The following is a 26,302-nucleotide window of genomic DNA, read 5'->3' on the forward strand; positions in this document are numbered from 1 at the left end:
TCCTCCTTCAATCAATCTTTTCTTCTTAATTTACAAGAGAATTATAACTCATTTTACACATTATTACAATAAATAATCTACTTAAAATCCTATACCATTATCTAAATAACTATATACGTTACCCTACGCCTAAGCAATTTCATCAAGAGCACATGAAACATTGTTCATCATTTCCAACAATTCTTCCTATTCTTTAATCTTATACAACAACAAAAAAATAACACCGGCATCTAACCAATGTTATATATTATAGATAGTTGTTACTTATATACTGACAACATGTACACGCCAAAAATCATCCACCCATAGACCCACTACTTTAACAGGAAGACCCCATGATACTACTGTATATGTAGATGCTACTATATCCCGAAAATGTTTTAAGTCACTAACAGGATTTGCAGCACAATCATAATGGCCTACTACAGCAATTACATTAGAATTATGAGCTTCTATTGAAATTATAGCTTTCTCTCTTAACCTCTCAATTTCATCCCATTGACCTTCAGCTAATACCTTATCCATTCCAGGTTCTGTAATTAAATCCACATAATCCACACCAAAATTTTCTTTCAACCACTTTATTACAGGAATTTGAGTTCTACCATCAATACAGTTTAGAGCAGTTCCAAATTTTTTTTTCATTTTACACCTTCAATTACTTTTATACTAATATAGTATGAATGTATTATAGAATCCGTGATTAATTAATCCTATCATATAGCTCCTTTCGGTTTCATGTCCCCGAGAAAAAAACAACTGTTGCCATTACGGCTTACAGCAAGTAGATAAAATCTCGAAAAAAAGATGACTACTGTGCAAGACAGAAGCCATCTTTTTTGTTTTAGAAAATAAACCTATTATGCGACGATTTTGACATTTTTCGCTGGTTCTTCATCTTCCAGCAGTTTTACAAGCTTTTTGTCAAAGATAAACAGCAATACTGCGCATACGAACAAAATGATAGGGATGACAACATAGGACTGTATAATCGGAAATTTTGAAGCAAACTCATACAGGTAGCCATAGGATTTACCCGCGATGAAGGAAGCTAAAATCCAAACGCCCATAAGTACCGAGTAAATCTTGTTGGGTGCATATTTAGTAACAAAGGAGTTACCAAGTGGTGAGAATAGCATTTCACCCATACTTAGGAGCACGCCGAATGCGATGATCCAAACAATGCTTGCCTTGTTTGTGCCTCTTGAAATTTCTGCACCTACAAGCATTAAGAATGACATTCCAAGTAAACTAAGACCCAGAGCCAATTTTTTAAACAAGCTCAGATCACCTTTAGGCCTCTTGGACAATTTAAACCACAGTATACCCAAAACTGGTCCCATAGCAATACATACAAAGGCGTTCAAGGAGTCGAACCATGAAAGTGGCACTACGAATCTGCCTACATTCAGGTTTACGAACTGAGCACCGTAATCATAAACAGCCAGGTAAGTTAGGTACCAGAACACCCAGAACACAACTGAGAATATGGATACCAATACAATAGCAAAGACCTTTCTTTTTTCCACTCTTGTTAATGGCTTATTTTCAGTTACAACTTTCTTTTCCATGTGCTTGCCATCTTTGAAGGGCTTTTTGCCTACTTCTCCAAGGAATTTCATACCGAACAGGAACCACGCAGCATCAATTGCACAAATGATACCACACAGTTGGAACGCAGCTCTGTAGCCCTGAACGTCACCATGGGCAAAAGTTGTGGCTATAAGAACACCCACCGCCGTTGTTCCAATCAATGATCCGATATTGACAAAGGAATACTGAACTGAAAATGCTGAATCCAGCTGACTTTCGTCTTCAAACAAAGCACCGCTGATTGCAGAAACGTTACCTTTGAATAGACCTGTACCGATTGCTACAAGTGTCACCATCACATTCATGGTTACGGCATTAGTTGCAGATCCACCCACTATATACCCGGCGGCCATCAAAACTAGTCCAACTGGAACACAGTACCTGGCACCAATGTGCCTATCAGAAAGATATCCACCAATAATAGGTGCAAGATAGGTATACGCAACAAGATTTGATTGAATAAGTGCTGCTTCAAACTTTGTAAGACCTAATCCGCCTGTTACCAGTGTAGCAGCAACAAAAACAAAAATTAGATACTTAGCAGAATAATATGCCATCCGCTCGAACATGAACGCCACACAACAAACATAAAAACCAAAAGGCCTTTTGTTTTTCACTACAATTTCACTCATAATTTTCCCCCTAAACTAATTTTTTCTTATGTTTAAACTTCTCTTGTATAGGATTTTAGCCATGCTCTCTCTTCAGCACTCAGATACTCAGCTAATTTCTCATACACAAGCTTATGATAACTGTTTAAATACAGTTTTTCATCGCGGTTAAGGTCTTCTGTGTCTATAGCATCCAAATCAATTGGAGCATAGGTGACAGAATCAAAGTGCATGAACTGACCGAATTCGTTTTCAATGCCTTTTCTGACGATGAGCTCATTCTCTATACGGATGCCATGGGATCCATCGATATAAATACCTGGTTCATCGGTTATAACCATGCCTTCTTCTAAAGTGTTAGTTTCATGCTTGGATGGTACGATGTACCATCGAAAGCCACTTGGTCCTTCATGAATATTTAGCAAATAGCCTACACCATGACCAGTTCCGCATTTATAATCTAGGTCAAGACTCCACATTGGTTCTCTAGCCAATATATCTAGGTTGTAGCCTTTGCATCCGTAAAGGAATCTAGCACGGGACAGGTTCATCATGCCTCTGGCAACGGAGGTAAAGTGATGCTTAAGTTCTTTGCTCACTTCGCCAATGGCGAATGTTCTGGTAATATCCGTTGTACCTTCAAAGTAGTTTCCGCCAGTATCCATCAATAATAAGTGGCCTTCCGCAAGTTTCACATCTGTTTCAGGCGTAGCGCAGTAATGCATCATGGCTGCATGTTCTTTGAAAGCGCAAATTGGTGCAAAGCTTTGCCACAAGTAACCCTCCTGCTGTTTTCTGAACTCTTCCAGTTTTTCTGAAGCACTGATTTCTGTGATTGTTGTTTTTGTAACATTTGTTTTCAGCCAATACATGAATTTCGTAATGGCAACACCGTCTTTAATGTGAGCTTTTTCAATATTGGCAAGCTCCACAGGATTTTTAATGGCCTTGAACAATATGCTAGGATTATCTGCTTGGACTTTTTTTGTCTTAGCTGGAATGTTTTTGTACAGAGCATAATTGATTCTGTCTGGGTCGATTAGCACCACATCTTCAGCCTTAAAGTCCTTGACAGCTTCATAAATATCGTTGTAAGGCCTTAATACCACACCATCCTTGGCTAAAGCTTCCTTGACGCTTACATTAAGCCTACTTTCTTCAATGAACAAGTCTACCTTTTCCATGGTAACAACCGCATAACAGAGCACCAGAGGTGAATACATGACATCATTTCCTCGGATGTTGAGAAGCCAAGCGATGTCATCCAAGGTTGTGATGACATGGTAGCTTGCTCCTTTATCTTTCATGGCAGCTCTTATCCTAGACAGCTTGGACGCCCTGCTTTCGCCGGAATACTTTTCTTCAAGAAGAAAAACAGGCTCATTTGCCAGTTTCGGACGACCTTCCCATACCATATCAACGAGATCATAGGCGTACTCAACGGCCACGTTCTTATGGGCAAGTAGCGAAGAAAAATCTTCCCCTTCTTGCATCGCCATGAGGCGTCCATCAAATCCGAGTTTTCCATTACTGGGCATTTTAGCTTCTATATATTCCAATACCGTAAGGACTCCTGGGTTGCCCATCTTGAAGAGTTTGATTCCACTGCCTTCAAGCTGATGCTCGGCTTGAAGGAAATACCTTCCATCCGTCCAGAGACCCACTTCGTCTTTTGTAACTACCGCTGTTCCGGCAGAACCCGTAAAACCGGTTACATAGGCTCTTGCCTTGAAAAATTCTCCTACATACTCACTTTGATGATTGTCTGCGGATGGAACAACATAGGCATCCAGGCCTTTTTCTTTCATAAACGCTCTCAATTTTGAAATTCTTTCTTTTACACTTTCACTCATTTTTTTCCTCTCTTTCATAGAATCGAATATTCTATTCTACAATAATTAAATCTTTTGTGTAATGATTTAATACTTCACAGCCATCTTCAGTAACTATAACTAAATCTTCTATACGTACGCCTACGTCTCCTGGCAAGTAAATACCTGGTTCTATGGAGAATATTTGTCCAACCTGAACAACATCTGTATTAACGGAAGAAACATCACCGAAATCATGAACCTCAATACCTATTGAATGTCCGAGTCTATGAGTGAAGTATTTTCCGTAACCTTTTTCTGTTATATAGTCTCTAGCTGCTGCATCTATATCACAAAATCTAACTCCGGCTTTAACTTTTTCAATTCCTCTTCTGTTTGCTTCTTTAACAATTTCGTAAACTTCTCTGCTATGGTCTGATACATTTTTGTAGAAAACAGTTCTAGTCATATCTGAGCAGTATGAATCCATTTTACAGCCGATATCAATAACTACACTATCTCCGGGCTTTACTGTTGAGTTATCCATTACATGATGTGGGTCTGCTGCATTTTCACCATATCCTATAATTGGATCAAAGGAATGACCTTCAGTTCCCATTTCATCCCACATTTCGCCAAGTAATTTTCCCATTTTTATTTCAGAATGCTTATCAGGCACAAGTTTTATCATTTCGCCCATAGCACTATCATTTAATTTTGAAGCTGCTCTCATTAATTCTTTTTCATTTTCATCCTTACACATTCTTACTCTGTCAAGAATTTCAGATCCATTGACAAATGAGCCTCCGCCCTTTAATTGCATTAATTTTATTAAGAAATGTGCTGGCCAGTTTTTATCTATACCCATTGGGCTTTCTTTATCAATGTTGTCTGCAAGAATTTTCACTGGACTTTGAGTATCGTTAAACCATATTTTTTCCACACCTAAATCTTCACTTATAGGAAATAACTCATTAATAAATAATTTGTTGTTTCCATTTAAATTAATATACAGTGCAAGCATTCTCTCTCCTGGAAAAATCCATTTTCCAGTAAGATAAAATATTGCTGCTGGGTCAGAAACTATCATTTGAGGTATTTCCTCCTGGCTCATAATCTTTAGAACCTTATCAAGTCTTTGGTTTATCATTAAAAAATCCCCCCTGAAATGTTTTATTTATATATATTAACTCTCTGATTTCACAGAGAATTAATTATAAACTTATAAAGCAATTACTATTGTTTCTGCTCCAGATAGTCTCGACATAATGCTACAATATTCAGAAAATTATAACATTTATGTTGTTATTCTATCATATTAATTTATCAATGTATACGTTTTTTTAAGTAATAATGTAATTATTTAGATCTAACAGTATTTTGTATATATATATCATACTAATTTCAATATAATAGTATACTAGAAAAATTGCAGAAGCATTAAACGTTCCTATAGGTTATTTTTTTTAACACCAGAACTTTATAATTTACTAGTAAAATCTCAGGAAGAAAAGCCCTTTAAAATAAATTCTTACCGTAGTTTATGATGTGCTTTTTTGTATTACGGCATAAAAAAACCGTAAAATTCACACTTCAGAATAATACGGTTTTTAAATTAACTATTGCTTTCATATTTTTATTAAGACGCTCTAAGTTGGTAAAGTCTTATTCTTCAATAAATTTTACTAATTCTTCGTTAAATTTGTCACGTTGGTCATAGAAAGAACCGTGACCGCTGTATTTAAATGGTATAAGTTTTGAATTTTTAATACCTTGTTTTTGTACTTCAGCTAGTGGAAATGGAACCACTTTGTCATGAATACCATGAATAATTAAAGTTGGAACGTTTATAGTTCTTAGATCAGAAAACAGTACTTCATCTATCCAAGTTTTTGCAATGGCCGCAGTTGCCCAACCGGCTGCCTGTAATCCCAATTGGAAGAACCAATCAGAGAAGGCTTTAGTTATATGCTGAAAGAAAAATATATTACCGAAATCGCTCAGCATTTTAGGGCGATCAGTATATGTTCCCTGAATAATTTTGATTACATCTTCTTTTTCTAAACCGTATGGGAAATTGGGACGCTTTATAAGACTAGGAGCTGCTGCTGCAAAAAGAGCAAGTTTAGATACTCCTTGTCCCTTATGACGGGCCATGTATCTAATAGCTATAGCCCCACCAGTTGAATGTCCTGCGAGTGTGAAATCATGTAAATTTAACGTGTCAACCACGCATTTAACATCGTCTGACAAGCGATTGTAGTCGTAACCTCCATAAGGCTTATCTGAATCACCGAATCCCCTAGTATCTATCCCAATGCATCTGTATCCCATCTTTGGAAGCTGATCGAACTGATATTCAAACAACTTATGACTTCCAGGCCAACCGTGTAGAAACAAGATTGTATTCTTTCCCTCTGGATTAAGATCCTCTACATAGATTTTTACATTTGGTTCTACCCTAACATAATATCCCACTTATAACCTCCAATAATTAAATAGCTATGTTAATAGGTTATTCACTTGAGCATAAATTTGTGCACGCAATAAAATGCAATTGTTCAAATATCTCTTACTAAAGTATGGAGTAAAAGTTTTCTTTTGTCGTTATTTATATTATGATATACCTCCTCTTGCTTATAATCAGGTATTATAAAACTGTTATTAATATCCATTAATCTTGCTAAATGTATGTTGAAATCATAATGACTTACTGCCCTTTCTCCTGCTACATTTATTATTCCTGTAAAATCGCTATATTCAAGTTCAATTATAGCATCTGCGAGATCGCATACATTAACAAAACTGGCATACATATTTGCTGTTCTTGAACATCTTTTACCTGTTTTTGAAATTTCAAGCAATCCTTTCATTCTAGAATCCATTTTACCATCATAGTCATAACCATATATACTACCAGGCCTTACAATTACATAATTAGGATGCTTTCTAACTATACTTTCCCCTTCAATTTTACCGTTAATGTACTTTGAAAAGTACTCATCAGGCATACGTTTATGAGGAATTATATTTTCAGCCTGCTGCTTTCCTTCTCCAACTGTAGTGGAAACATAAATTAAGCGCACATCTTCAGAAATTTCATTAATTATCTCATTTATACCTATTTGGGATAAGGACATTTCTTTTTCTACATCATAAATGCTCCAAATAATTATATCTGGTTTAAATGAAAGTACTTTCTTTATATCTAACTTATTCAATACATTAATTTTTAAAAGTTCATGATTACTAGAGTTGCAGCAAGTTCCATAAATATCATCATTACTATCTTCCTTGAGTTTCTTATATATTGTATTTCCCAAATATCCACTTGCTCCTACAATCAATATTTTCATACTTATACGTCCTCTCGTTTTTAAAATTCTTTATGACAAAATTTGAGAATACTATGACTCATCGATTCTTAGAATCCATTCAGCAACTAATGAATTAAATAGTTCTACCTGTTCTATTTGCAAATTATGTCCTGCTCTATCCAATACAGCAAAAGTTGCTCTTGGATAGTTGTCTAAAATACTCCAAGCATCTTTATAACCTACGCTTGAATCTTGACGTCCGAGCAGCATAAGAGTCGGCTTATTAAACTTTTCTTTCACACTATCTACATCGAATGAAAACGCATATCCATTTTCTTGAAGATTAAGTAAAAAATCATTATCTGCCACTTTTAATCCAGGTAAAATTTCATCTCTATACCTGTACCAAACTTCTTTACTTTGAACTACATGTATCGAAGAAAAACCTTCCACATCAGATGGTTCAAGTTGTGATAACAGTTCATCATCTCTCTTTAAAATAATATGTGGTGGAATATTGCGTTTCTTAGAATCAGCTATAATAGAAGGACATAATAAGAACAACCCCTCTACTCTCTCTTTCATTTTATGTACTATTCCTCTTGCTAAATATCCACCGTAGGATTCACCTGCAAGTAAAAAACTCTCATTTGGAATGATTTTTTCAATAAACCTAATTAAGATATCCAGCATTACATCTGAATTTATAATCCAATTCTCACTTTTGCTTTTTCCCATCCCTGGTAAGTCAATATATATCCTTTTATATCCATCTCGATTATTAAATATAGGCTCCATACATCCTGTCATTAATCTATGATCTACGTGAGAGCCATGTATCATAATAATTGCTTTTCCACTACCTATTACTTCATAATTTATAGATATATTTTGTATCTTACATTCCATTCTTTTTTCTCCTCTCATCTGGTACATATTCTTCCTTTAATATTGAATAATATTTACAATCTACTAGTGAACCAGTATTAATCTTATGTATCTTTCTTAAAGTACCTTCATATTTTAAACCACACTTTTCCATAACTCGTCCAGAGGCTACATTATCAACATTATGACGTCCGGTTATACGTTCAAACCCTACTTCTTTAAATGCAAAATTAATTACCGCAGAAAAAGCTTCAGTTGTTATCCCTTTGTTCCAAAAGGCCTTACCTATACAATAACCAATCTCACAGTTTTCAATATTATTATCTATATTCATAAGTCCAATAGAACCAACTACACTTCCATTTTCCTTTATTTCTATTGCCCAATTATAATTTTCTTGGCTACTATATTCATCAACCCACATTGTAAGTACTTGTTCACTTACTTCAATCTCACTGTGAGTTTGCCAAGAGACATATCTTGTAACCTCATTATCAGATGCCCAATTATTAAACATATCTGCAGCATCTTCCTCTTTAAACTGTCTTAATATAAGTCTTTGAGTTTCTATTATTTTTGTTCCAGTATGTTTTAACATGAAAAATACCCCCTAAAAATTCATAATGTGATTAATATAAATTATCTGCGTCTTATATGACGACTTCTACCTAGCTATATATAAATTATAGCATGCTATACATATTTTAACATCATCATATTTCTATAATAATAATAATACATATTATTACTTTATTTATGCTCCGTTAGATAATATTGCTGATATGGTGATATGGTGATATAAAAAACGACTCATCCATTTAAGATAAGTCGTTTGATGTATAAGAAAATGTATCGTATTATGAATTTTTTAAAAAAAATTATTTTACTCAGATATTTTTAAAGCCATTATATAATATGCCTAATACAGCTTCTTCACTGTCTAAATTATCATAATCTTTGTTCCAACCATAGATAATTCCATTTTCTTGATTTTTCAAAACATATTCTGCAAGTTTTTCAATCCCATCTTGTTTTGCACATTTTATAAAAGTCCTGTTTCTTATATCATGTTGATAGTTAAACTTTTGTAAGTTCCAATATTTGTTTAGGATTTTCAAAAATATAATTTGCATTAATTCCAATGGATGATTTAGCACCCCATAACGCTAATGCAAAATCTATACCAGCACTAAATGCACAATCCATATCATATTTAGTGTCGCCGATATATATAGCCTTAGATTTATCTGCCCCTGACAGTTCAATAAATTTTAAAATTGGATCAGGATTAGGCTTATGCTTTTCTGTATCATCTGCACAAACCACTAATTTAAAATAATCAGTTAACCCAAAGGGAACAAAATCATTTATGTACTCTTGTTTAGTCTTCGAAGTAACTATACCTGCTAAAATTCCTATTTCGCTTAATTTAATTAAAGTATCCTTAATATCATCAAAAACTTTCACATGATTAAGATATTCTTTTAAATATTTATTCCATTTATCATTAGACTCTAAAAGATTAGTTATTCCAAGTTTATTTAATGCTACTTCTCCTGGAATACCTAAAGCAAATCTTAATTCTTCAAAACTAAAATTTTTATTAAGTTCTTCAAACACTAATTTTTGAAGTGATGAAAGAACTGCAAATTCGGTATCTAAAATTGTACCATCAATATCAAATATAATATAATTATACATTATTCACCTCAGTTATTTAAATTAAGCATTTACATTATTAATTATCAGTCATTGTATATTTCATATAAGCACTCTCCTTTCAATGAAAATACTTTACGGGATTATCTAAAATTTCTTGAATTTTATTAAAGTATTGCCCAACATGTACTCCATCTACTAGTGAGTGATGTACTTGAACCGATAGTGGTAACTTTATCCTTCCATTTTCCTCGAAGTACTTACCCCATGCTATTATTGGGACACTCTCAACAGGCTTCATTTGAATTGGGTGAGTTATGCTGGTAAATGAAACCCATGGAATACTTGTAGTATATAAGAGGTCATCCCGACCTGGTTCATTTCCGATACTTACATTATTTTTTGTTCTTTCTATTTCATTTGATGTATTAATCTTAAATTCTTTAAATTCATCTATAAATTTAACTGTACAAAAACTAAATACTTCATTTGAAGCCATTACTGTAAAAGAAGGACTAACAATTTCATGTTCAACTATTTTATCTTCTCTTATCCTATAACGAAATTCCTTTATGCTATTTGCTGCTTTTGTAACAACATACAAAATTGATATGAAAAACGGATTTTCTTTTTCCTTAATAAATCTATAAAACTCTGTAATATCAACATTCCCACAAATATTAAAATGAGGATAATCAAGTTGTTTAAAATAATTGTAATGATTTTTTCTTTCCCAATTTTCTATATCTATAAACTTCATCTGTATATCACTCTCCCTCAAAATTTTTCTAACTAAACTTCATCATAAAATACAATTCTGCCATATCCCATCTATGTCATTTACAATTGAGATTACTAACTTAATTAAGGTATAATACCAAATCCAACAATAATTAAAATAGAACATATAAATAAAACTATATTTCCTCCAAAGCCTACTTTAGATAAAATTCTAATTTCATTTAGCTAACCCTCACTACCAATTTTATCATATATATCAACATTAAACCATATATTCAATTATCTAAACCATAAACTGATACAAAATAAAGGCTCAATATATTTCTACATTAAGCCTTTTAATTTGATTTATAGATTTTACTAATTTAGTTCAGTTTAACAATTACTTGCCCTGATGAGAATAAACTTGCATCAAATACTAGTTCTAATCCCTTTGTACCTTTTGGCACTTCTACAACATATGCCCCACTTATTTTTCTTCCTACTCCAATACTTCCATCTAATTGACCAGCTTTTGCTACAACCATTCCTGTTATAGACATTTCATAGGCTCTTCCATCCTTATCTACAACTTTAAACATCATAACAGAAGATATTGCTTGTTCTTTTTGGGATATATTTTCTACTGTGCAATCTACTGCAAAGAACTCATTACCTTCTGCTGGTTTGGTATACTCATCGCCTTTTACAATAGATACTTTATTAACTTTAACTTGTAAATTTGTTAATTTTACAGTATCACCAACTTTAAATGCTTTAGCTTCTTTGGATTTTGTTTCTGTAGCCACTGCCTTTTCAGCCACCGCTGTACTTGTTTTAACGGCTGTATCATTTGGTTTTACTAATGTAGGTTTATCATGTCCTGCCACTCCTATGCCTGCTAATAATACTACTGCACAAATTCCAGTCAAAAACTTATGTTTAGAAAAGAAGTTTCTTTGGTCTTTGCCACAGTGAACACATTTATTAACACCCTTTGCTATCTCTTTGTTACATGCCTTACAATTTACCATTTTACTCATTAATATTTTCCTCCTTAAACTTTGTTGTAATTACATTGTACCAAAATTATACATTAAATACATTATATATAATAGTATTGTTTTTTATATTTGTGAAATATATCTCACACATATTTTAAATATTTTTTCCATAGGCCTATTTCTAAAAATCTTTTATTAATTCCCACTCATCTTTTTCTAAACTAGCATTACTTATATCTAATTTACTCGCATAGAAATAAAAATGTTTTTCATTTAATAATCCACATAATAATTAGCCCCTAAAATAACATATATTATAGCAAACAAAGTAGCAGGAGTTATAATAACTCCTGCTACTTATTTTTATTAAAGAATCTTCTTTATTCATTTGTTCACCTCAAATCAAATTATTCTCTTTTAAATGTTATCTTTTAACTGAACAATATAATAATGATATGTCTTTGTCTTTGATGAAACTAAATATTATGCTTAATTTCTATGCTATCTTTTTTTCTATTATATAGCGACTGTGAAGAATCATGTATTAGTTACTCAGTTTTTCTTCTGCCCCCTGGAACCATAGTCCAATGAAGTTTAATCTTTTGTTATAATAACTTACAACATTTCCAACTAATAGTGCTGCTGCAATAGTACCTTCACGAACACCCTTTAATTCGTGAAACATATATACAGATGCACTAACACTGATAATAACCAATGCGCTATCAAAGCACATTTTTATTTTCCCGAAATCCTTACGTGTCTTTTGGGCAATGGCCTTTACTAAACCTTCACCAGCAAGCATTACAACATTAGCTTTTATCTCCAAAAACACACCCAACGCAACCACAAAAATACTCACAATACAAACGAGCCATTGTACAAGATAACTATGGATTTGCATGTCAGATACAAGATTCAATGTAAAATCTGTAAAATATCCAAAGATAAGTGCCACAACAAGCTGCAATAATTGCAAAGGCTGATACTCTCGTCGTAAAATTACAATTTGCAAGACAACAAAAACCACCTGCATGACAATAACGATTTTACCCATAGACCATGGTAGTCCTAAACTTAGTACTAATGGTACACTTGAAATAGGAGTTGTACCCAATCTGGCTTTTGTTGACAAAGAAATTCCGAACGCCATAATGAACAATGCAACTATCAATAGTAGATAACGTTTTATATATTCTTTAAATTTTTCCATATTTCTCACCTTGATAACACTATTCTTTCCACTCTAAATTTCCTCCCCTAAATTATATTACAGTTTTCTTTTCTATTTTTTCTTAAAGCACTTGAAATTTGGCTGATTTTTTTATTTATCAAGATTGATGATTTGTTTATTAATACCAAGCATCTCTGCGAAATCTTTATTCTACATCTCATATATATTTAGCACATACTCAAGCCCCGTTATAACAACACATTTTTACTATGTTCTAAGATATATTTTATGTTTTCTTCAGTTAATTCTTCGTTAAAGTATCGAATAGGTACATTGAAGATATCCATAAGGTTTTTGTTATATTCTTGAGCCATGTCACTTTTTCCTGCTACTCGGTTATCGATATATGATTAACACCAAGCTTCTTCGCCAACTCTTCATGTTCCATAACGTGTATTAATAATACATATTTAAGTCCGTTTATTTTTTACCTTCTGCTTACATTTTAATATGTAAGAATATTTTATCATATCTTATTGTTTAATTGTATACTCTCATCAAATTTAGATTTCATATGATAAACATTATATATACATTATTATTTCTGCTTGTCTATTGCTTCACTGTATCCACTTTAACCCAAATTACATATAATTGTATAGGATCTAGTAACACCCCCACCTCTAGACTGCAGTTCCTTATGGCGAACATCGACACTTCACATACCGTAGACTAGATTTACGTTATAGCCATTCATAAAAAGGTACTAATAAGCGTAGGCAATCACCACGGATGCGACTATGCCGGAAAGTGAAAAGGACAAGTATTTCCAGCTATTTCTCCTGTATATAAAAAAATGCTCTCATAGACTTCAAAACTCCATTTACATAAGTTTCTTTAAGTCCTTTATCTATTAAAAATCTGAAATATTGTTTAATATGTAAATGAGAAAATTCTTCTAGTTCAGTAATATTAAATTCCTCTTCAATGTAGTTAAAAAAACTCTGATTATTTTTTCTTACCTCATAATTAAATATAAATTCTTTTAATACTTCATTTATTAACACAAAAAACACCTTATTATATTGATTAATTATCAATATAATAAGGTGTTCAAATGGTACCCCCATAACTGAACTACATCAACTTACTCGTATACCATCATCTAACGATTTTCTCACATGTATACCATAATACGATTACCTCTAAAGCCCTTATCCCACAAACTCCTCAGGGAACTCTGCATTATGATAAACATCTTGCACATCATCATCGTCTTCAAGCATATCTATAAGCCTTTGTACCTTAGCTGCGCCTTCTAGGCTAATAGGTATCATGTTATCTGGTATCATTGTAATCTCTGCAGAAGCAAATTCAAAAAAAAGGTAAATGTATGTATGTATGTCATTATATATTCAATTTTATTTTCTTAATACAATAATAGTATATCATTATGGATATAAATTCAATACCTTATTTAAAAATATTTTTATTGTCAATAATTTCAAACAATGTCCACTATATTATCATACATACATTAAATAAGTTTTACAAAAAAGAAAAACAGGGTAGACAAATAACAATTACGTTACTCATCTACCCATTTTTATAATTCAAATTTAGTTAATCTAATTAGTTTTAATCAGACATTAAACTTCCGACTTTCAAATTCTTTATTACAATTATTGTATTATCCTCATTACAAACACATTTTAAATCAAATATACCTTTTTTAGTTTTATTGTTTCCTAATAATGTAACCGTTGTACCTGTAAAACTTTTAATCGTTGCTAAAACAATTGTATCAACAATATTATTCTCCAAACTAAATGTAAAAGTTTTATCAGTTATTGGGGTTTTATCTGCATTTAAAACTGTATATGTTGTTGCACGATTATACACAACTTTATCTTCACCTTTAATAATTAAATCATTTTGTGGAACTGGTGGAATTGGAATATCTGGAACATCTTCTGTATTGTACGTTTTATTAAAAGCAATTTCCTCAGATTTTTTATCTTCTGCCACAAATAGAACTTTCTTGCAATACAAATGTATAATTCCTGGTATTTCTCGTGTTAATCCTTCAATTTCAAAGGCTGAACCCATTAGGATAAATCTACCACCGTATGTAATTTTTCTATGGTCTGGAATATCTCTTATATATAATTCTATTTTCCCATTTGCTGTGGTAAAATATTTACCTTCATTTGAAGATTGATTTGATACTTCTAAAATACAAGGTGTTTCAAATGTTTTTAAAGACAGTACATAGAATTTTAAAACGTGATTACATTTTCTCATGGTTGCTTTGTAAATAGTACCGCTCTGAGATACTTCTCCAATGATTAACCAGTTATTGTTTTGGTAAGAAATTAGATCACCAGAATTCAATTTTATAATACCTTTTATCTTCTTATAATCTATAATCTTATCTTTATAGTTAGAAATTAACATTTGTTCTTCTGTGCCATTAATTTTAACCTTTACCCCCATATTTTTTAGTATATAGAGGAAGTTTGAATCATCATCAAATAAATTCATGCTGTATTACCTCCTAATCTGTGAACATATAAACAAAGCTTGAACCACTATCATTAGAAATCATATTGTCATTTGGAATCTGTCTGATTTTCTTTTCTAGTGCTTCAATTCTATTTGCTAAGTTCTCAGCAAAATTGCTTATTGTAATATCATCATTCTTATAATTTTTCATTACATTTGGATTATTTGAGATGTCCTCTAATATAGATAGTGCAGTTTTAAGAATTTGTTTTTTATTAGTGGTTGATTTGGTATCATAATTATCTGTAGATGTTAGGCTATTTTCTTCTAAATATATTAATAGCTTATTATCTTCCATATCAATCCCATCAATTGCCATTTTAAGACGTTCTAAGTTAGTCATATTATCATTCCTTTCATTAATTTATGTTTAATTTGTTACGTAAAAATACCGTATATCCATTACGAATAATACGGTATTTTTAATAATTGTTTGTTTTTTCAGTTGTTGCGTTAAATATGAATGTTACGATGTAAAAATACCGTAGTATTTCAGAATAATACGATATTTTATAAATCATTCATTTTTAAAATTATGGAACTAAAATTTAATAATATAAATTATTTAGATTTAATAGTTGAGTAAAAAACAGTACCTAAAATAATAATTCCACCTAAAACTTCCCTTAAAGTTGGTATTTCTCCTAATAAAAAAATAGCAAAAGTGATACCATAAACTGGCTCAAGGCTCGATATAATGCCCGCTGTTTGTGTTTTGATATTCTTTAAACCATTTATGAACAACGAATGAGAAATTCCAGTGAAAACTGTACCTAATAAGATAAGTAATAATATATCTTTAGGTTGAAAAACAGGTTTTTGCAAAAACAAAAATGGAATTAATACAATTGTTGCTACAAGTTGTTCATAAAAAGCAATTACCGAACTTGAATAATCTTTTACATACTTTCTATTAAGCATTGAAAGAATTGCATAAGTAAAACCAGATACTATCCCCCACAAAACACCTTGAGTTAAGTTATTTCCTAATTCAAACTTTGGAATGACAAGCACTACACCTAAGAATGTAATAATTGCAATTACAATATCTGATAACTTAAATTTCTCTTTAAAAAAATATGGCTCAAGAAAAGTAACGAAAACAGGAAATGTAGAAAATGTAAGTAATCCTATTGCTACTGTAGACACTTGGATAGATATAAAAAAAGTGCTCCAGTGGATTGCTAAAATTACACCCATTATTACCAAATAAAAATAATGTTTATGTTGCTTCAGTTTTATATCTTTCTTAAGATAAAGCATTATAAGCAATAAAAAAATACTTGAAAAGAAAACTCTCCCAAAAACAATTATCATTGATGGCAACGATAGCAACTTCCCAAATAATCCCGATAGACCAAACAAAAAAACAGATATATGAATTTCCATTAGACTTTTATTTTTTATATTCATATAGTTACCTCCCAATACAACCTAAAGGTTGTTTTATAAATATGAGTTTCTCAACTAACCACTCGCTACAAACAAACTTTAGCCAGTCTTGTATTGCTATTGTTATTTATTTCGGGTTAATTTGTATACTTCTATAATTATGGAAGATAAAACCATAAATGTCTTTTCATCGTAGCACCTCCTAAATTTATAAAATAAACAAAAATACCGTACAGTCAAGGGAGGTAACCACCTAACATGCAACAGTTTAACTCTTCAATTTTCAACAAGTGTTTTATACCTGTATTTAATTTTAGGGGTTAAGTCGTAAAATACTACCATTTAGAACTAACTAATGATAATTATAACATGTTTCCATGTAAATACCTTACTGTTTTTGCAAAACATATTAAGATATTTTAGTTTTTTAATACCGTATTATTCAGTTTTCAAAGATCATTGTTCGTACTTACAATTTCAATAGTTAAGACGCATTTTATTCAGAATTAGCAACTCAACATGAAGCATTTTAAAAACTATAAATCAGAAATAAAGGGCATAATATTTATATAATCACATAACAATTCACCTGTTAAATAAGAAAGAAGGAATTATATATGGCATTTTCAACAATACCAATACCAATATATGTATTATTGATTTCATTAATGGGTTTGATTTTGCTTTCAATATTTAACAAGAAATTAAAATTAAGGACAGTAACTGTAATTATATATATATTAGTGATTACAACAATAATAGGAATTATTCCATTATTTTTTATGGAATAATATTCTCATATTTGTAATATAACTACTTTTTAAAAATTGTTATTCAGCTTTAATTGTTATAACCTAAAATCGCGATTTTTCAACATCCGTAAAAAATAGGGTCTACTGTACAAAAATTTTTAAGTTTTAGGGTAACAAACAATTTTATTTATAGACTTATATTGTTACGATTCGCTATACAAAAGTATAAAAAAAAGAAGATAACTAATTGTTACCTCCTGAAGTTCTTCAAAGCATCTTCTAATTCATCATCTACAATGTGCGTATATATCATAGTTGTACTCAAATCGCTGTGTCCTAGTGCTTTTTGGACTAACCTTATGTTCTTTGTATCCCTTAATAGGTCTGTTCCAAAGCTATGTCTTAGCGTATGTGGACTAATCTTCTTTGTAATGCCAGCTTTTTCAGCATAATTTACAACCATTTCCCTTACATCTCTATCCTTTAATTGACCCTTATCTCTGTTACTGAATACATAATCTACCTTGCCTAATTGTTCTACTTGCCTATTCTTGTTTCTGGTATCCTAATATCTAGCATACCTTCTGTTATTATATCTTCGGGAACTAATATTACCCTACCCATCATTTTATCACTCCTATATCTTTTGTTTTTTGTCTAAACATAGTATAAATTCAAAACGTGTTTTTGTCAATTTAAACGCATTCACCTCCTTCTTCCTTGATTTTACTCCATTTTTCATTTGTCACGTTTAATATATACTGGTGATACTATTAAGTTAATCAAAAAAATCTATCATTTTGGGCACTTTTTATTGATAATCTTGGATTATATTATCTTTAAAGCATATAAAATCATACTTCCAATCTTAATTTAACTAAAAAACTTCTTATCATTTACAATTATTAACAATATTTATTGTAATTTATAGTTTTTATTTAAAATATTGTTATAATTCACTAATTAAATTCTGTATATTTTTAATAAATGCTTGTAATTAAGTCATCTGTAGTGATAATTCTTGTGTGGTGATGTATTTTAGGGTAAATAAAAAGGATACAAAATATTTTGCACCCTTGGTTTAATTATATTAATTTATAATTTTATAATATAGTCCAGTATCTCATTTTCATCAAACCATTTTATTATCTTCTTACATTCCTCTGTTTTTTGTTTTAATAAAAATTGTTCTTTAGGTGTTACTTGTTTTTCCTTAAAATATTCCTTAACCCTATCTTTCAACCTATTAAGTTGTTCGTCTTTATTGTATTCTTCTTTATCAAATGGGTTCATGCCCTGTTGATTAAAATTAGTTCTACCATCTAACATTTTTCCATCTTCCATTTGAATAGTTATCCGATAATATATTAAATCCCCACTGTTAACGCTATTGTCAATATAAGGTTTATATACATTATTATTGACTATAATATAGTCTTCTTCTAATGTTTTATAGTCATCGTAATATTTTTTATATTGATGGAATTTCTCCTCACCTAATTTGTCAATCATATTGCACATTAATTTTGTTATATTATACCATTTAGTATCTTCTCTGTTATAAAACTCTATTACATCAATATTTTTATATGTAAATTGTATGCGTTCTGAGTAAGTAGTTTTATAATCATTCATTTTATGTGCATATAGTTTCCAATCCACATAAATTTTTTCTCCATTATGACTATAATCATCATATAAATCAGAATTAACTTGCCCCATGTAATATTCCCCCATTTATTATTTTTCTTTCCTACTTGTTTTCATATAAATGTTTATACTCTGGTATATTATCAATATAATTAATCATTTGTCTTTTAGCCCCTTCAAGAGTATCATCATGCCTTGTAATTGGTTCTTGTTTATATTGACAAAATGAAGTATATTCTTGACATTTTCTATTAGCATGGTGTTCAAATGTTATTTCATATCCATTATACATAAATTTCTCTTTAAGCTTCATAGCCCACCTCTATATTTTTTTATTTAAGAATAATATTGTTCTAAATATGTTTTTATATTATTATTACAAATACCAATAAAAGCTTTATCTCCTTTTCCATCATCCTCACAAGAGAAATATTTTTCTAGCAACTTATTAATCTCATAGAAAGAACTTGCATTAAAATACCTATAAAATGAGTACCCCATCTTACTACCACTACTTCCATCTGAAAAATCTATCATATATGAAACTTTTTTATCATTAATTGAATTACCATAGTTATAAAAAACTTTTAGATTACAATCAATAGAAGATTTTCTATTTTTTAAATTATACATTAAGGCTAAAGCATCTTTTGAACCACCTGTACCATTCCCATATATAAAATAATCTATGCTGTACTCTTTCACCATTTTTTCTATTTGTAAAATAATATTATTAAACTTTTCATCATGGGTATTTAAAAAATCACTAACCATATTAATTACTTTAACATCGTTAGCTTTTTCATATTTTTGAATTAATAAATCATTTTCTAAATCTAACTTTATTCCTCTATCATCAATCATATATACCTTATAATTCTCTTTAATTAAATCATCACATTTCATTTACTAAGTCTCCTTCCAAAATATTAACTTTATTGATATATTCTACAACAACTGTGAAATTCCTTCATTCCTTCATTTATTCTAACATATCTCTATGTGTAAAATACCTATTCCCCAAATATTCAATTTCACTTGTAAATATTCCTACATCTACTATTTCAATATTATTCCCCGAATTTATAACTATTACTTCCCCATTATTGAACATATTTGTCTTAGAAGTTTCATTTTTCTCACGCATAATATTATCAAGCCTTTCAAGATTTTCTTTAGTTGTACAGACTGGTAATGCAGATTTTAAGGTTATTGTTTGCCCACTTCTTAAATCACTACTACTGGTACTTGTTGCAATGTTTTTATCTGTTTTAGCACTGGCAATCATTACAATTATCATACCTATTACAAAAATTACCCCTGCTATTTTCCAATCCTCTTTTGTATAGACTTTCTTTTTACTATTACTCATTTTCTCAACACTCCTTTTTATTATTTTTTATATAAATTTAATTTTAACCTTTTAATAATACCTCACAAACCCATTGGATTGGTTCGATAAATCACGTTTAAATCGAATGTAATGTGATTATGAACAACTATAAGGAAATGTAATTTCTCGTCATTTTAAATGCGTTTTAGTGAGATAGTAACTAATACCTATATTTCTATGTTAAATCCTATTACGGAATTATTTGCTAATTTAATGCTTGTATTGATTAAATCTTTAAATTTAGTTAATACAACACTTTTTGTAAACTCATTTTGTGCTTTTAGAATTAATACGCTATCTTCTATTCGTAAAGCTGATAAAGATATAATCCAAGTATTAAAACTTACTTCTGTCATTTCTCCTTTTAAAATTGTTATAGTATTATCCCATGTGGAAAGGACAGAGCTATCCTCTTCTCTATTCTTCTTAGTATTATTATTTAGTATTATTGTATTAGTATTATTTATCCTCCCAGTCGTCGGAATTAGTTCCGTCTTATCGGAGGAACTTGAATTACTTATATTATCCCTAGTATATTCTACTTCCGTCTTTTCGGAGGAACTGAATTTTGAGTATTGAATTTTCTGCTTCATTCTTTCCTTTTGCTTTTGGTCTAACTCTTTAATTATTGTTTTACCTTCCTCTATTAAGCTCAATATTAAATTCATATCGTCTGAAATTTTAAAGTGCCTACGTGCTGGTGTTCCCTTTAACTTTTTATCTATAATACCTAGGGTCATTAAATTTTTAATAGCTGTATTTTGTGCTTTTTCTCCTAACCCTGTTGCAAGTTGTAAATCGTCAACTGTATTGTAAAAATATCCATCTTCCGTAAGCATACTTTCTTTAGAAAAATACGCATAGCGTGATACTAATTCTGTGTAAATTATTGCCTCATGTAGCCCTAGCCTGTGTATTAAAGCTTTATTTATAATAATACTTCCATCATTCCTAAGTAATTCAAATACTGGATTTATATTCATTATTTCTTACCTCCCTTCTTAATGTTCATCAATGGACTTGTTTTTAATGATAGATCAATTATGTCCTCATCTTTTATAGATTGAAGATACCGTTTTGTAATAGTGATATTTTCATGTCCCAATAATCTCGATAGGGAATAAACATCCAATCCATTCCTTAATTGTTCTTGGGCATACCAGTGTCTTATTGTGTGTGGCGAACATCGTATTTCATCTCTTACCCCTGCTATTTTCCCTGCTTCTCTTACCACACGCTCAATTGTTTCTGGAGTAAGTGGCAACCCCGTATTAGATAGGAAATAGTTATTATGCTTTATCATTTTATCTTTAAAATAAAAGTCTCTAATTCTTTCATATCTAATCATATATTTTTTAAGAAGTGGACTTATACTAACTTGTCTTTCCTTATTGCCTTTTCCTCTAAGCAAAATTACTCTTTCTTTAATATCTTGTTTTAATAGCGTACAACCTTCATTATTCCTAGCTCCTGTATCTACAAGAAACGCTATAAGCATCTTGTTCCTGGCATTTAAGTAGGTAGTAAATTTATAGGCATCAAGCATTTTTAATATTTCTGTGGATGTAAAGGTATTAATTATTACTTTACCTTCTTTTTGCCAAGCAACTTTTTCAACAGGGTTTTCTTGTAAATATTCTTCTTGCATGCAGTACCTAAAAAATGCTCTTATAGTTTTTAAAATTCCATTCACATAAGTAGGTTTTAATCCCTTCTGCATCAAAAATTTAAAATACTTTTTAATGTGTATTCCTTTTACTTCTTCTAATTTTTCAATTTTAAATTCTTGTTTTAAGTAATTGTGAAATAATGCATTGCAATTTCTGTAACTTTGAATTGTCCTCTTAGAAAAGTTTTTAACCTCACAATCGAATAAAAATTCTTTTAAAACATCGTTTAATTCCAACAAAAATAACACCTCCAAATGTATATAATTCACACATACATTTGAAAGTGTTATTTATCATCATGAATCATTAAAAACACGTATGTCACCATGTTTAAAATCTCTCAATGACGTTCAAACCGTTGATTACCCTTATCCCACAAACTCCTCAGGGAACTCTGCATTATGATAAACATCTTGCACATCATCATCGTCTTCAAGCATATCTATAAGCCTTTGTACCTTAGCTGCGCCTTCTAGGCTAATAGGTATCATGTTATCTGGTATCATTGTAATCTCTGCAGAAGCAAATTCAAAACCTGCCGCTTCCAGCACTTCTCTTACTGCTCCAAAGTTTTCTATAGCTGTGATAATTTCAAACATTTCTACTTCTGCATTAAAATCTTCTGCGCCCGCTTCTAGGGCTAGCATCATGATTTCATCTTCATCCATATCTGCTTTTCTTTCTATGATAAGTTGTCCTTTTTTAGCAAACATCCAGTCTACGCATCCTGCCGCGCCCATGTTTCCACCACATCTATCAAAAGCATGCCTTACAGTTGCTACACTTCTATTTTTTTTGTCTGTTAGTGTGTTAATTACCACAGCAACACCTTCTGCTGCATAACCTTCATAAACTATTTCTTCGTAGTTTATGTCATTCAGCTCACCAGAACCTTTTTTTATTGCTCTAGTTATTGTGTCTGCAGGCATATTATTAGATTTAGCTTTTGCAACTACATCTCTAAGTTTAGCATTAATTTCTAAACTTGAACCACCAAATTTAGCTGCCATTATTAACTCTTTACCTATTTTTGTGAATACTTTACCTCTTTTAGAATCTACCTTACCTTTTTTCTGTTGAATGTTATGCCATTTTGAATGTCCCGACATTTGAAATTCCTCCCACCTAACTATTTTATGTATGAAATTTTTCCAATCACTCCTAATAAATAGTAATAATCCTATGAATTAGTTATAAACACATTACTTTCCCATTATATCATCGAATAAAGCACTTTTCAAATAAAAAAAGAAAAGTATTTACACTTTTCTTACAATTAACTAAAGGATGTGGTATACCCACATATTATTCATATAATCTATTTTCTAATTTAAAGTACATTTTAGGCTCTTCTTCTTCAAACAGTGCTTTTCCTGAAGTAACTTCAGTTATTTGTGACTGTAATTTTTCTAGATTGCTAAACTCACAGAGTATTTTAATTTTCACTTTGTCAGTATACTCTATATTCTCTATATGGGTGTTCCCTTCTGCACATACATGCTGCAACTTACCAAGTGAATCATATTCAATTACTATTTCTAAGGGAATACCTTTAACCTTCTCCACTACTCCTGCTTCTTTAATAGCTAGGGATGCACCTTTAGAATATGCCCTTGCAAGCCCTCCAGTGCCAAGAAGAATCCCTCCAAAATACCTTGTAACTACTACAACTACATCTGTAATATCGCTCTTTTTTAAAACTTCTAGCATAGGAATTCCTCCTGTGCCATGAGGTTCCCCATCATCACTATATCTTTGTATCATTCTATTTTCACCGATTATATAGGCATAAACATTGTGCCTAGCTTCTTTGTGCTGACTTTTAACATTTTGGATAAATTCCTTAGCTTCATCTTCGGTTTCAACTCTTTTGCCATGACCAATGAAAGTAGACTTTTTCTCTTTAAATTCAGCTTTTGATTCATCTTTTATCGTAAAATAGCTCATATAAATTCTCCCGTCATTGCATAAATCTTCTAGAGTCAAGGTTAGTCTCTAGTTTTCTTCTATATTTGCTCCATAAGTATTAAGAAGCTTTGTGCAGCATCTACTATGTATTTTTTGTCTGTGTTATCCTGTAAGTATTTTATCTTTGCAATAGCTTTTTCACTTTTTATTTTACCTAGAGATTTTATTGCATAACTTATCACTTGTGGATTTTCATCGGTAAGGGATCTAAGTAATGCCACTTCTGCTCTTTCATCTCCAAGTTTCCCCATTGCAGAAACTGCCATTCTGCGTATATTTATGGATTTATTAACAGAAGCTTTTACTAAAATATCTAAACAAGATACTTCCTTTAATTCTCCTAAAATCCAAACTGCTGCCTCTTTATCCTTAGGATACATCTCCCCATAAGTAATTTTTATTAATTGGGTTAATTTATTTTTATTATCCTCGCCCATTGAATTTAAAAAATGAATTTTATCTTCTTTTCCTGCCACCGCAATGCTCTTAAAAAGTTCAGAAGGGTCATTGCTTTTCACTAAAAATCTATATTTTATTTTACCATCTATAATATGTTTTTGTACAATGGCATTATCCAAGTTTCTTATTTTACATATGGCTTCCATTGTTTTGCCCTCTAAAAATAAGAAATAGGATATTTCTTCCTCTGAATATGTGCTAATGCATTGCCAGTCAATGTCAACTAATCCCTTTTTCAAAATCTTCTCTCCTTATCTTTTGGGTATTTTTTCAAGTATCTTTGAGATAACTTTAATTCCTTCTTCTATTTCAGGCTTTTTTAATTCTGAAAAACTCAATCTAAAATAATTGTTGCCTTGCTCTGCATTTTTATAAAATAAAACTCCAGGTGTAATTAGAACTTTTTTATTCTTACAACTGTAAAATAAATCCATAGAATTAATTTTCAAATTTTCATCTATTTTAAAATAAAAATTAATTCCGCCTCCAGGAGTAAAATAACTAACTTTTTTGCCTAAATATTTATCTATACAATTTATCATAAAGTCATATTTATCTTTATACGCCATATTGAGATAGTTTATATGCTGCTTCCAAAGATCTTTATTTATATATAAATCCAGAGCACGTTGCATAAGACTTGAAGTTGATATATCTGTGTTAATTTTTGAATTTTGAATGTGCTCCTTGTATTTCTCTGGTGATATCATATATCCTAGTCTTATTCCTGGCAGAAATATCTTTGAAAAACTCTTAATATAAATAACTCTGTCATTTTTGTCTAAGCTCTTAAAACTCTTATATTGCTTTTGGTCATATATTAGCTCAGATAAATAATCATCTTCAACAATGTAGAAATCATAGCACTCTGCAAGCTCTAATATTTTTAGCTTTTTCTCCAAACTATAGGTGGCTCCTGTAGGATTTTGAAAATAACTCATGGCATAAAAACATTTGATTCTATTCTTTTTTAATATTTGTTCAAATTGACTTAAATCTATGCCATCTTCTAGGATATCAACTTCAAATATATTAGCCCTTCTCCATTTAAAAACCGTTAGTGCCCCACCATAGGTTGGCTTTTCTACAACCACATTATCATGAACATTTATTATAGATTTTGACACTATATCAATACCCTGTTGTGCACCAGAAAGAATCAATATATCTTCAGTACTTACCTTATTGTCCCAAAAAAAACTGCTTATACTATTTCTAAGACCTTCATACCCCAAAGATTCCTTATAGGCAAAAGCTTCTGCACCATCTCTATCTAATACTTCATTTAATACATCTTTAAATACTGTTACTGGAAAAAACTCACTACTTGTGATTTCTCCTGTAAAATCTACATATATTTTAAGGTCTTTCCCAGAGATTTTTTTTAAGGTGTTTGAATATTCTTTTTTAAATTTTATGTTTGTATCTCTTCTTTTAGCATAAGTTCCGCTACCCATCTTTTGATAAGCATAGCCCTCAGCCTCCAGCTTTTTATATGCACTAACTATGGTAACCTCATTAACCATTAATGCTTTTGCTAATTTCCTTATAGATGGTAATTTTTCACCATCAAAAATGTTATTTTTATCAATCATTTTTTTTATATACTTTGATATTTCTATGTATTTGGGAATATCTTGGTTAAATTCAATTTCATACTTCTCCATATCTACACC

General features: G+C 30.9%; 28 protein-coding genes and 2 pseudogenes. 1 reads left to right on the forward strand and 29 read right to left on the reverse strand.

Going from position 1 to position 26,302, the window contains the following annotated elements; all coding sequences use genetic code 11:
• Positions 1 to 264: 264 nt before the first annotated feature.
• From G9F71_RS13515 to G9F71_RS13600, 18 genes and pseudogenes are all read right to left on the reverse strand, one after another.
• On the reverse strand, positions 265 to 645 hold the full coding sequence (locus G9F71_RS13515; protein WP_164946177.1) for a carbonic anhydrase: 381 nt from the start codon (positions 643 to 645) through the stop codon (positions 265 to 267).
• Positions 646 to 860: 215 nt separating this feature from the next.
• Positions 861 to 2,225 carry a peptide MFS transporter gene (locus G9F71_RS13520; protein WP_258881076.1) on the reverse strand — a complete coding sequence of 455 codons (1,365 nt, stop codon included), beginning with the start codon at positions 2,223 to 2,225 and terminating at the stop codon, positions 861 to 863.
• A 32-nt stretch (positions 2,226 to 2,257) separates the two neighbouring features.
• Positions 2,258 to 4,057, reverse strand: a complete 1,800-nt coding sequence (locus G9F71_RS13525) for an aminopeptidase P family protein (protein ID WP_164951467.1) — start codon at positions 4,055 to 4,057, stop codon at positions 2,258 to 2,260.
• A 31-nt stretch (positions 4,058 to 4,088) separates the two neighbouring features.
• Positions 4,089 to 5,165, reverse strand: coding sequence for a M24 family metallopeptidase (locus tag G9F71_RS13530; protein WP_164951466.1), 1,077 nt, complete (start codon positions 5,163 to 5,165; stop codon positions 4,089 to 4,091).
• Between the two features lie 515 nt (positions 5,166 to 5,680).
• Positions 5,681 to 6,493 (reverse strand): alpha/beta fold hydrolase, encoded by an 813-nt coding sequence (locus G9F71_RS13535; protein ID WP_164946180.1) that lies wholly within the window; start codon positions 6,491 to 6,493, stop codon positions 5,681 to 5,683.
• An 83-nt stretch (positions 6,494 to 6,576) separates the two neighbouring features.
• Positions 6,577 to 7,371, reverse strand: coding sequence for a sugar nucleotide-binding protein (locus G9F71_RS13540; RefSeq protein WP_164951465.1), 795 nt, complete (start codon positions 7,369 to 7,371; stop codon positions 6,577 to 6,579).
• A gap of 51 nt (positions 7,372 to 7,422) precedes the next feature.
• A complete protein-coding gene (locus G9F71_RS13545) occupies positions 7,423 to 8,241 on the reverse strand; it encodes an alpha/beta fold hydrolase (RefSeq protein WP_164951464.1) in 819 nt (272 codons plus the stop codon).
• Positions 8,231 to 8,818, reverse strand: coding sequence for a GNAT family N-acetyltransferase (locus G9F71_RS13550; RefSeq protein ID WP_164951463.1), 588 nt, complete (start codon positions 8,816 to 8,818; stop codon positions 8,231 to 8,233). Before G9F71_RS13550 ends, G9F71_RS13545 begins: the two co-directional genes overlap by 11 nt.
• 289 nt (positions 8,819 to 9,107) lie before the next feature.
• Positions 9,108 to 9,362, reverse strand: a complete 255-nt coding sequence (locus G9F71_RS13555; protein WP_224626761.1) for a hypothetical protein — start codon at positions 9,360 to 9,362, stop codon at positions 9,108 to 9,110.
• Positions 9,298 to 9,921, reverse strand: coding sequence for an HAD family hydrolase (locus G9F71_RS13560; protein ID WP_164951462.1), 624 nt, complete (start codon positions 9,919 to 9,921; stop codon positions 9,298 to 9,300). The genes G9F71_RS13555 and G9F71_RS13560 overlap by 65 nt, the downstream gene beginning before the upstream one ends.
• Positions 9,922 to 10,000: 79 nt before the next feature.
• The gene (locus G9F71_RS13565) at positions 10,001 to 10,639 is read right to left on the reverse strand and encodes a chloramphenicol acetyltransferase (protein WP_164951461.1); all 639 of its coding nucleotides are present in this window, start codon (positions 10,637 to 10,639) and stop codon (positions 10,001 to 10,003) included.
• A 346-nt stretch (positions 10,640 to 10,985) separates the two neighbouring features.
• Entirely contained in the window at positions 10,986 to 11,642 is a 657-nt protein-coding gene (locus G9F71_RS13570) for a DUF4352 domain-containing protein (RefSeq protein ID WP_224617578.1), read from the reverse strand.
• A gap of 505 nt (positions 11,643 to 12,147) precedes the next feature.
• The gene (locus tag G9F71_RS13575; protein WP_187353500.1) at positions 12,148 to 12,816 is read right to left on the reverse strand and encodes a YczE/YyaS/YitT family protein; all 669 of its coding nucleotides are present in this window, start codon (positions 12,814 to 12,816) and stop codon (positions 12,148 to 12,150) included.
• 794 nt (positions 12,817 to 13,610) lie between these two features.
• Positions 13,611 to 13,877 (reverse strand): hypothetical protein, encoded by a 267-nt coding sequence (locus G9F71_RS13580; protein ID WP_224626402.1) that lies wholly within the window; start codon positions 13,875 to 13,877, stop codon positions 13,611 to 13,613.
• A 114-nt stretch (positions 13,878 to 13,991) separates the two neighbouring features.
• Positions 13,992 to 14,156 (reverse strand): annotated as a pseudogene (locus G9F71_RS13585) (YebC/PmpR family DNA-binding transcriptional regulator); the annotation flags it as partial.
• A 259-nt stretch (positions 14,157 to 14,415) separates the two neighbouring features.
• Positions 14,416 to 15,321 (reverse strand): hypothetical protein, encoded by a 906-nt coding sequence (locus tag G9F71_RS13590; protein WP_164951458.1) that lies wholly within the window; start codon positions 15,319 to 15,321, stop codon positions 14,416 to 14,418.
• A 13-nt stretch (positions 15,322 to 15,334) separates the two neighbouring features.
• Positions 15,335 to 15,685 (reverse strand): hypothetical protein, encoded by a 351-nt coding sequence (locus G9F71_RS13595; RefSeq protein WP_164951457.1) that lies wholly within the window; start codon positions 15,683 to 15,685, stop codon positions 15,335 to 15,337.
• 218 nt (positions 15,686 to 15,903) lie between these two features.
• Positions 15,904 to 16,755 carry a DMT family transporter gene (locus G9F71_RS13600; protein WP_164951456.1) on the reverse strand — a complete coding sequence of 284 codons (852 nt, stop codon included), beginning with the start codon at positions 16,753 to 16,755 and terminating at the stop codon, positions 15,904 to 15,906.
• Positions 16,756 to 17,351: 596 nt separating this feature from the next.
• Here G9F71_RS13600 and G9F71_RS13605 point away from each other — a divergent pair.
• A complete protein-coding gene (locus G9F71_RS13605) occupies positions 17,352 to 17,525 on the forward strand; it encodes a hypothetical protein (protein WP_164951455.1) in 174 nt (57 codons plus the stop codon).
• 211 nt (positions 17,526 to 17,736) lie between these two features.
• Here G9F71_RS13605 and G9F71_RS13610 read toward each other — a convergent pair.
• The 11 genes and pseudogenes from G9F71_RS13610 to G9F71_RS13660 all read right to left on the reverse strand — a co-directional run.
• Positions 17,737 to 17,967 (reverse strand): annotated as a pseudogene (locus G9F71_RS13610) (tyrosine-type recombinase/integrase); the annotation flags it as partial.
• Positions 17,968 to 18,581: 614 nt separating this feature from the next.
• A complete protein-coding gene (locus G9F71_RS13615; RefSeq protein WP_164951454.1) occupies positions 18,582 to 19,208 on the reverse strand; it encodes a hypothetical protein in 627 nt (208 codons plus the stop codon).
• Between the two features lie 31 nt (positions 19,209 to 19,239).
• A complete protein-coding gene (locus G9F71_RS13620; protein WP_164951453.1) occupies positions 19,240 to 19,449 on the reverse strand; it encodes a hypothetical protein in 210 nt (69 codons plus the stop codon).
• 23 nt (positions 19,450 to 19,472) lie between these two features.
• Entirely contained in the window at positions 19,473 to 20,042 is a 570-nt protein-coding gene (locus tag G9F71_RS13625) for a hypothetical protein (protein ID WP_164951452.1), read from the reverse strand.
• Between the two features lie 76 nt (positions 20,043 to 20,118).
• Positions 20,119 to 20,508 (reverse strand): hypothetical protein, encoded by a 390-nt coding sequence (locus tag G9F71_RS13630; protein ID WP_164951451.1) that lies wholly within the window; start codon positions 20,506 to 20,508, stop codon positions 20,119 to 20,121.
• Between the two features lie 188 nt (positions 20,509 to 20,696).
• Entirely contained in the window at positions 20,697 to 21,512 is an 816-nt protein-coding gene (locus G9F71_RS13635) for a DnaA N-terminal domain-containing protein (RefSeq protein WP_164951450.1), read from the reverse strand.
• The gene (locus G9F71_RS13640; RefSeq protein WP_224626404.1) at positions 21,512 to 22,438 is read right to left on the reverse strand and encodes a tyrosine-type recombinase/integrase; all 927 of its coding nucleotides are present in this window, start codon (positions 22,436 to 22,438) and stop codon (positions 21,512 to 21,514) included. The genes G9F71_RS13635 and G9F71_RS13640 overlap by 1 nt, the downstream gene beginning before the upstream one ends.
• Positions 22,439 to 22,567: 129 nt before the next feature.
• Complete coding sequence (locus G9F71_RS13645) at positions 22,568 to 23,308, reverse strand: YebC/PmpR family DNA-binding transcriptional regulator (RefSeq protein WP_164951449.1); 741 nt, start codon at positions 23,306 to 23,308, stop codon at positions 22,568 to 22,570.
• A 196-nt stretch (positions 23,309 to 23,504) separates the two neighbouring features.
• Positions 23,505 to 24,146, reverse strand: a complete 642-nt coding sequence (locus tag G9F71_RS13650) for a YigZ family protein (RefSeq protein WP_164951448.1) — start codon at positions 24,144 to 24,146, stop codon at positions 23,505 to 23,507.
• A gap of 59 nt (positions 24,147 to 24,205) precedes the next feature.
• Entirely contained in the window at positions 24,206 to 24,865 is a 660-nt protein-coding gene (locus G9F71_RS13655) for a HEAT repeat domain-containing protein (RefSeq protein WP_164951447.1), read from the reverse strand.
• A gap of 12 nt (positions 24,866 to 24,877) precedes the next feature.
• Complete coding sequence (locus tag G9F71_RS13660) at positions 24,878 to 26,293, reverse strand: PLP-dependent aminotransferase family protein (protein ID WP_164951446.1); 1,416 nt, start codon at positions 26,291 to 26,293, stop codon at positions 24,878 to 24,880.
• Positions 26,294 to 26,302 lie beyond the last annotated feature (9 nt).

It is taken from the genome of Clostridium sp. FP2 (assembly GCF_011065955.2).
Classification (GTDB): domain Bacteria; phylum Bacillota; class Clostridia; order Clostridiales; family Clostridiaceae; genus Clostridium_AD; species Clostridium_AD tagluense.

Excerpts from the sequence above, each read along its gene's own strand:
- G9F71_RS13645 (WP_164951449.1), bottom strand. The coding sequence starts at position 23,308 with ATGTCGGGACATTCAAAATGGCATAACATTCAACAGAAAAAAGGTAAG.
- G9F71_RS13635 (WP_164951450.1), bottom strand. The coding sequence starts at position 21,512 with ATGAATATAAATCCAGTATTTGAATTACTTAGGAATGATGGAAGTATT.
- G9F71_RS13620 (WP_164951453.1), bottom strand. The coding sequence starts at position 19,449 with ATGAAGCTTAAAGAGAAATTTATGTATAATGGATATGAAATAACATTT.
- G9F71_RS13560 (WP_164951462.1), bottom strand. The coding sequence starts at position 9,921 with ATGTATAATTATATTATATTTGATATTGATGGTACAATTTTAGATACC.
- G9F71_RS13565 (WP_164951461.1), bottom strand. The coding sequence starts at position 10,639 with ATGAAGTTTATAGATATAGAAAATTGGGAAAGAAAAAATCATTACAAT.
- G9F71_RS13650 (WP_164951448.1), bottom strand. The coding sequence starts at position 24,146 with ATGAGCTATTTTACGATAAAAGATGAATCAAAAGCTGAATTTAAAGAG.
- G9F71_RS13595 (WP_164951457.1), bottom strand. The coding sequence starts at position 15,685 with ATGACTAACTTAGAACGTCTTAAAATGGCAATTGATGGGATTGATATG.
- G9F71_RS13540 (WP_164951465.1), bottom strand. The coding sequence starts at position 7,371 with ATGAAAATATTGATTGTAGGAGCAAGTGGATATTTGGGAAATACAATA.
- G9F71_RS13630 (WP_164951451.1), bottom strand. The coding sequence starts at position 20,508 with ATGAGTAATAGTAAAAAGAAAGTCTATACAAAAGAGGATTGGAAAATA.
- G9F71_RS13530 (WP_164951466.1), bottom strand. The coding sequence starts at position 5,165 with ATGATAAACCAAAGACTTGATAAGGTTCTAAAGATTATGAGCCAGGAG.
- G9F71_RS13605 (WP_164951455.1), top strand. The coding sequence starts at position 17,352 with ATGGCATTTTCAACAATACCAATACCAATATATGTATTATTGATTTCA.
- G9F71_RS13550 (WP_164951463.1), bottom strand. The coding sequence starts at position 8,818 with ATGTTAAAACATACTGGAACAAAAATAATAGAAACTCAAAGACTTATA.
- G9F71_RS13590 (WP_164951458.1), bottom strand. The coding sequence starts at position 15,321 with ATGAATTTATTTGATGATGATTCAAACTTCCTCTATATACTAAAAAAT.
- G9F71_RS13525 (WP_164951467.1), bottom strand. The coding sequence starts at position 4,057 with ATGAGTGAAAGTGTAAAAGAAAGAATTTCAAAATTGAGAGCGTTTATG.
- G9F71_RS13545 (WP_164951464.1), bottom strand. The coding sequence starts at position 8,241 with ATGGAATGTAAGATACAAAATATATCTATAAATTATGAAGTAATAGGT.
- G9F71_RS13515 (WP_164946177.1), bottom strand. The coding sequence starts at position 645 with ATGAAAAAAAAATTTGGAACTGCTCTAAACTGTATTGATGGTAGAACT.
- G9F71_RS13570 (WP_224617578.1), bottom strand. The coding sequence starts at position 11,642 with ATGAGTAAAATGGTAAATTGTAAGGCATGTAACAAAGAGATAGCAAAG.
- G9F71_RS13575 (WP_187353500.1), bottom strand. The coding sequence starts at position 12,816 with ATGGAAAAATTTAAAGAATATATAAAACGTTATCTACTATTGATAGTT.
- G9F71_RS13625 (WP_164951452.1), bottom strand. The coding sequence starts at position 20,042 with ATGAAATGTGATGATTTAATTAAAGAGAATTATAAGGTATATATGATT.
- G9F71_RS13600 (WP_164951456.1), bottom strand. The coding sequence starts at position 16,755 with ATGAATATAAAAAATAAAAGTCTAATGGAAATTCATATATCTGTTTTT.
- G9F71_RS13520 (WP_258881076.1), bottom strand. The coding sequence starts at position 2,225 with ATGAGTGAAATTGTAGTGAAAAACAAAAGGCCTTTTGGTTTTTATGTT.
- G9F71_RS13615 (WP_164951454.1), bottom strand. The coding sequence starts at position 19,208 with ATGGGGCAAGTTAATTCTGATTTATATGATGATTATAGTCATAATGGA.
- G9F71_RS13660 (WP_164951446.1), bottom strand. The coding sequence starts at position 26,293 with ATGGAGAAGTATGAAATTGAATTTAACCAAGATATTCCCAAATACATA.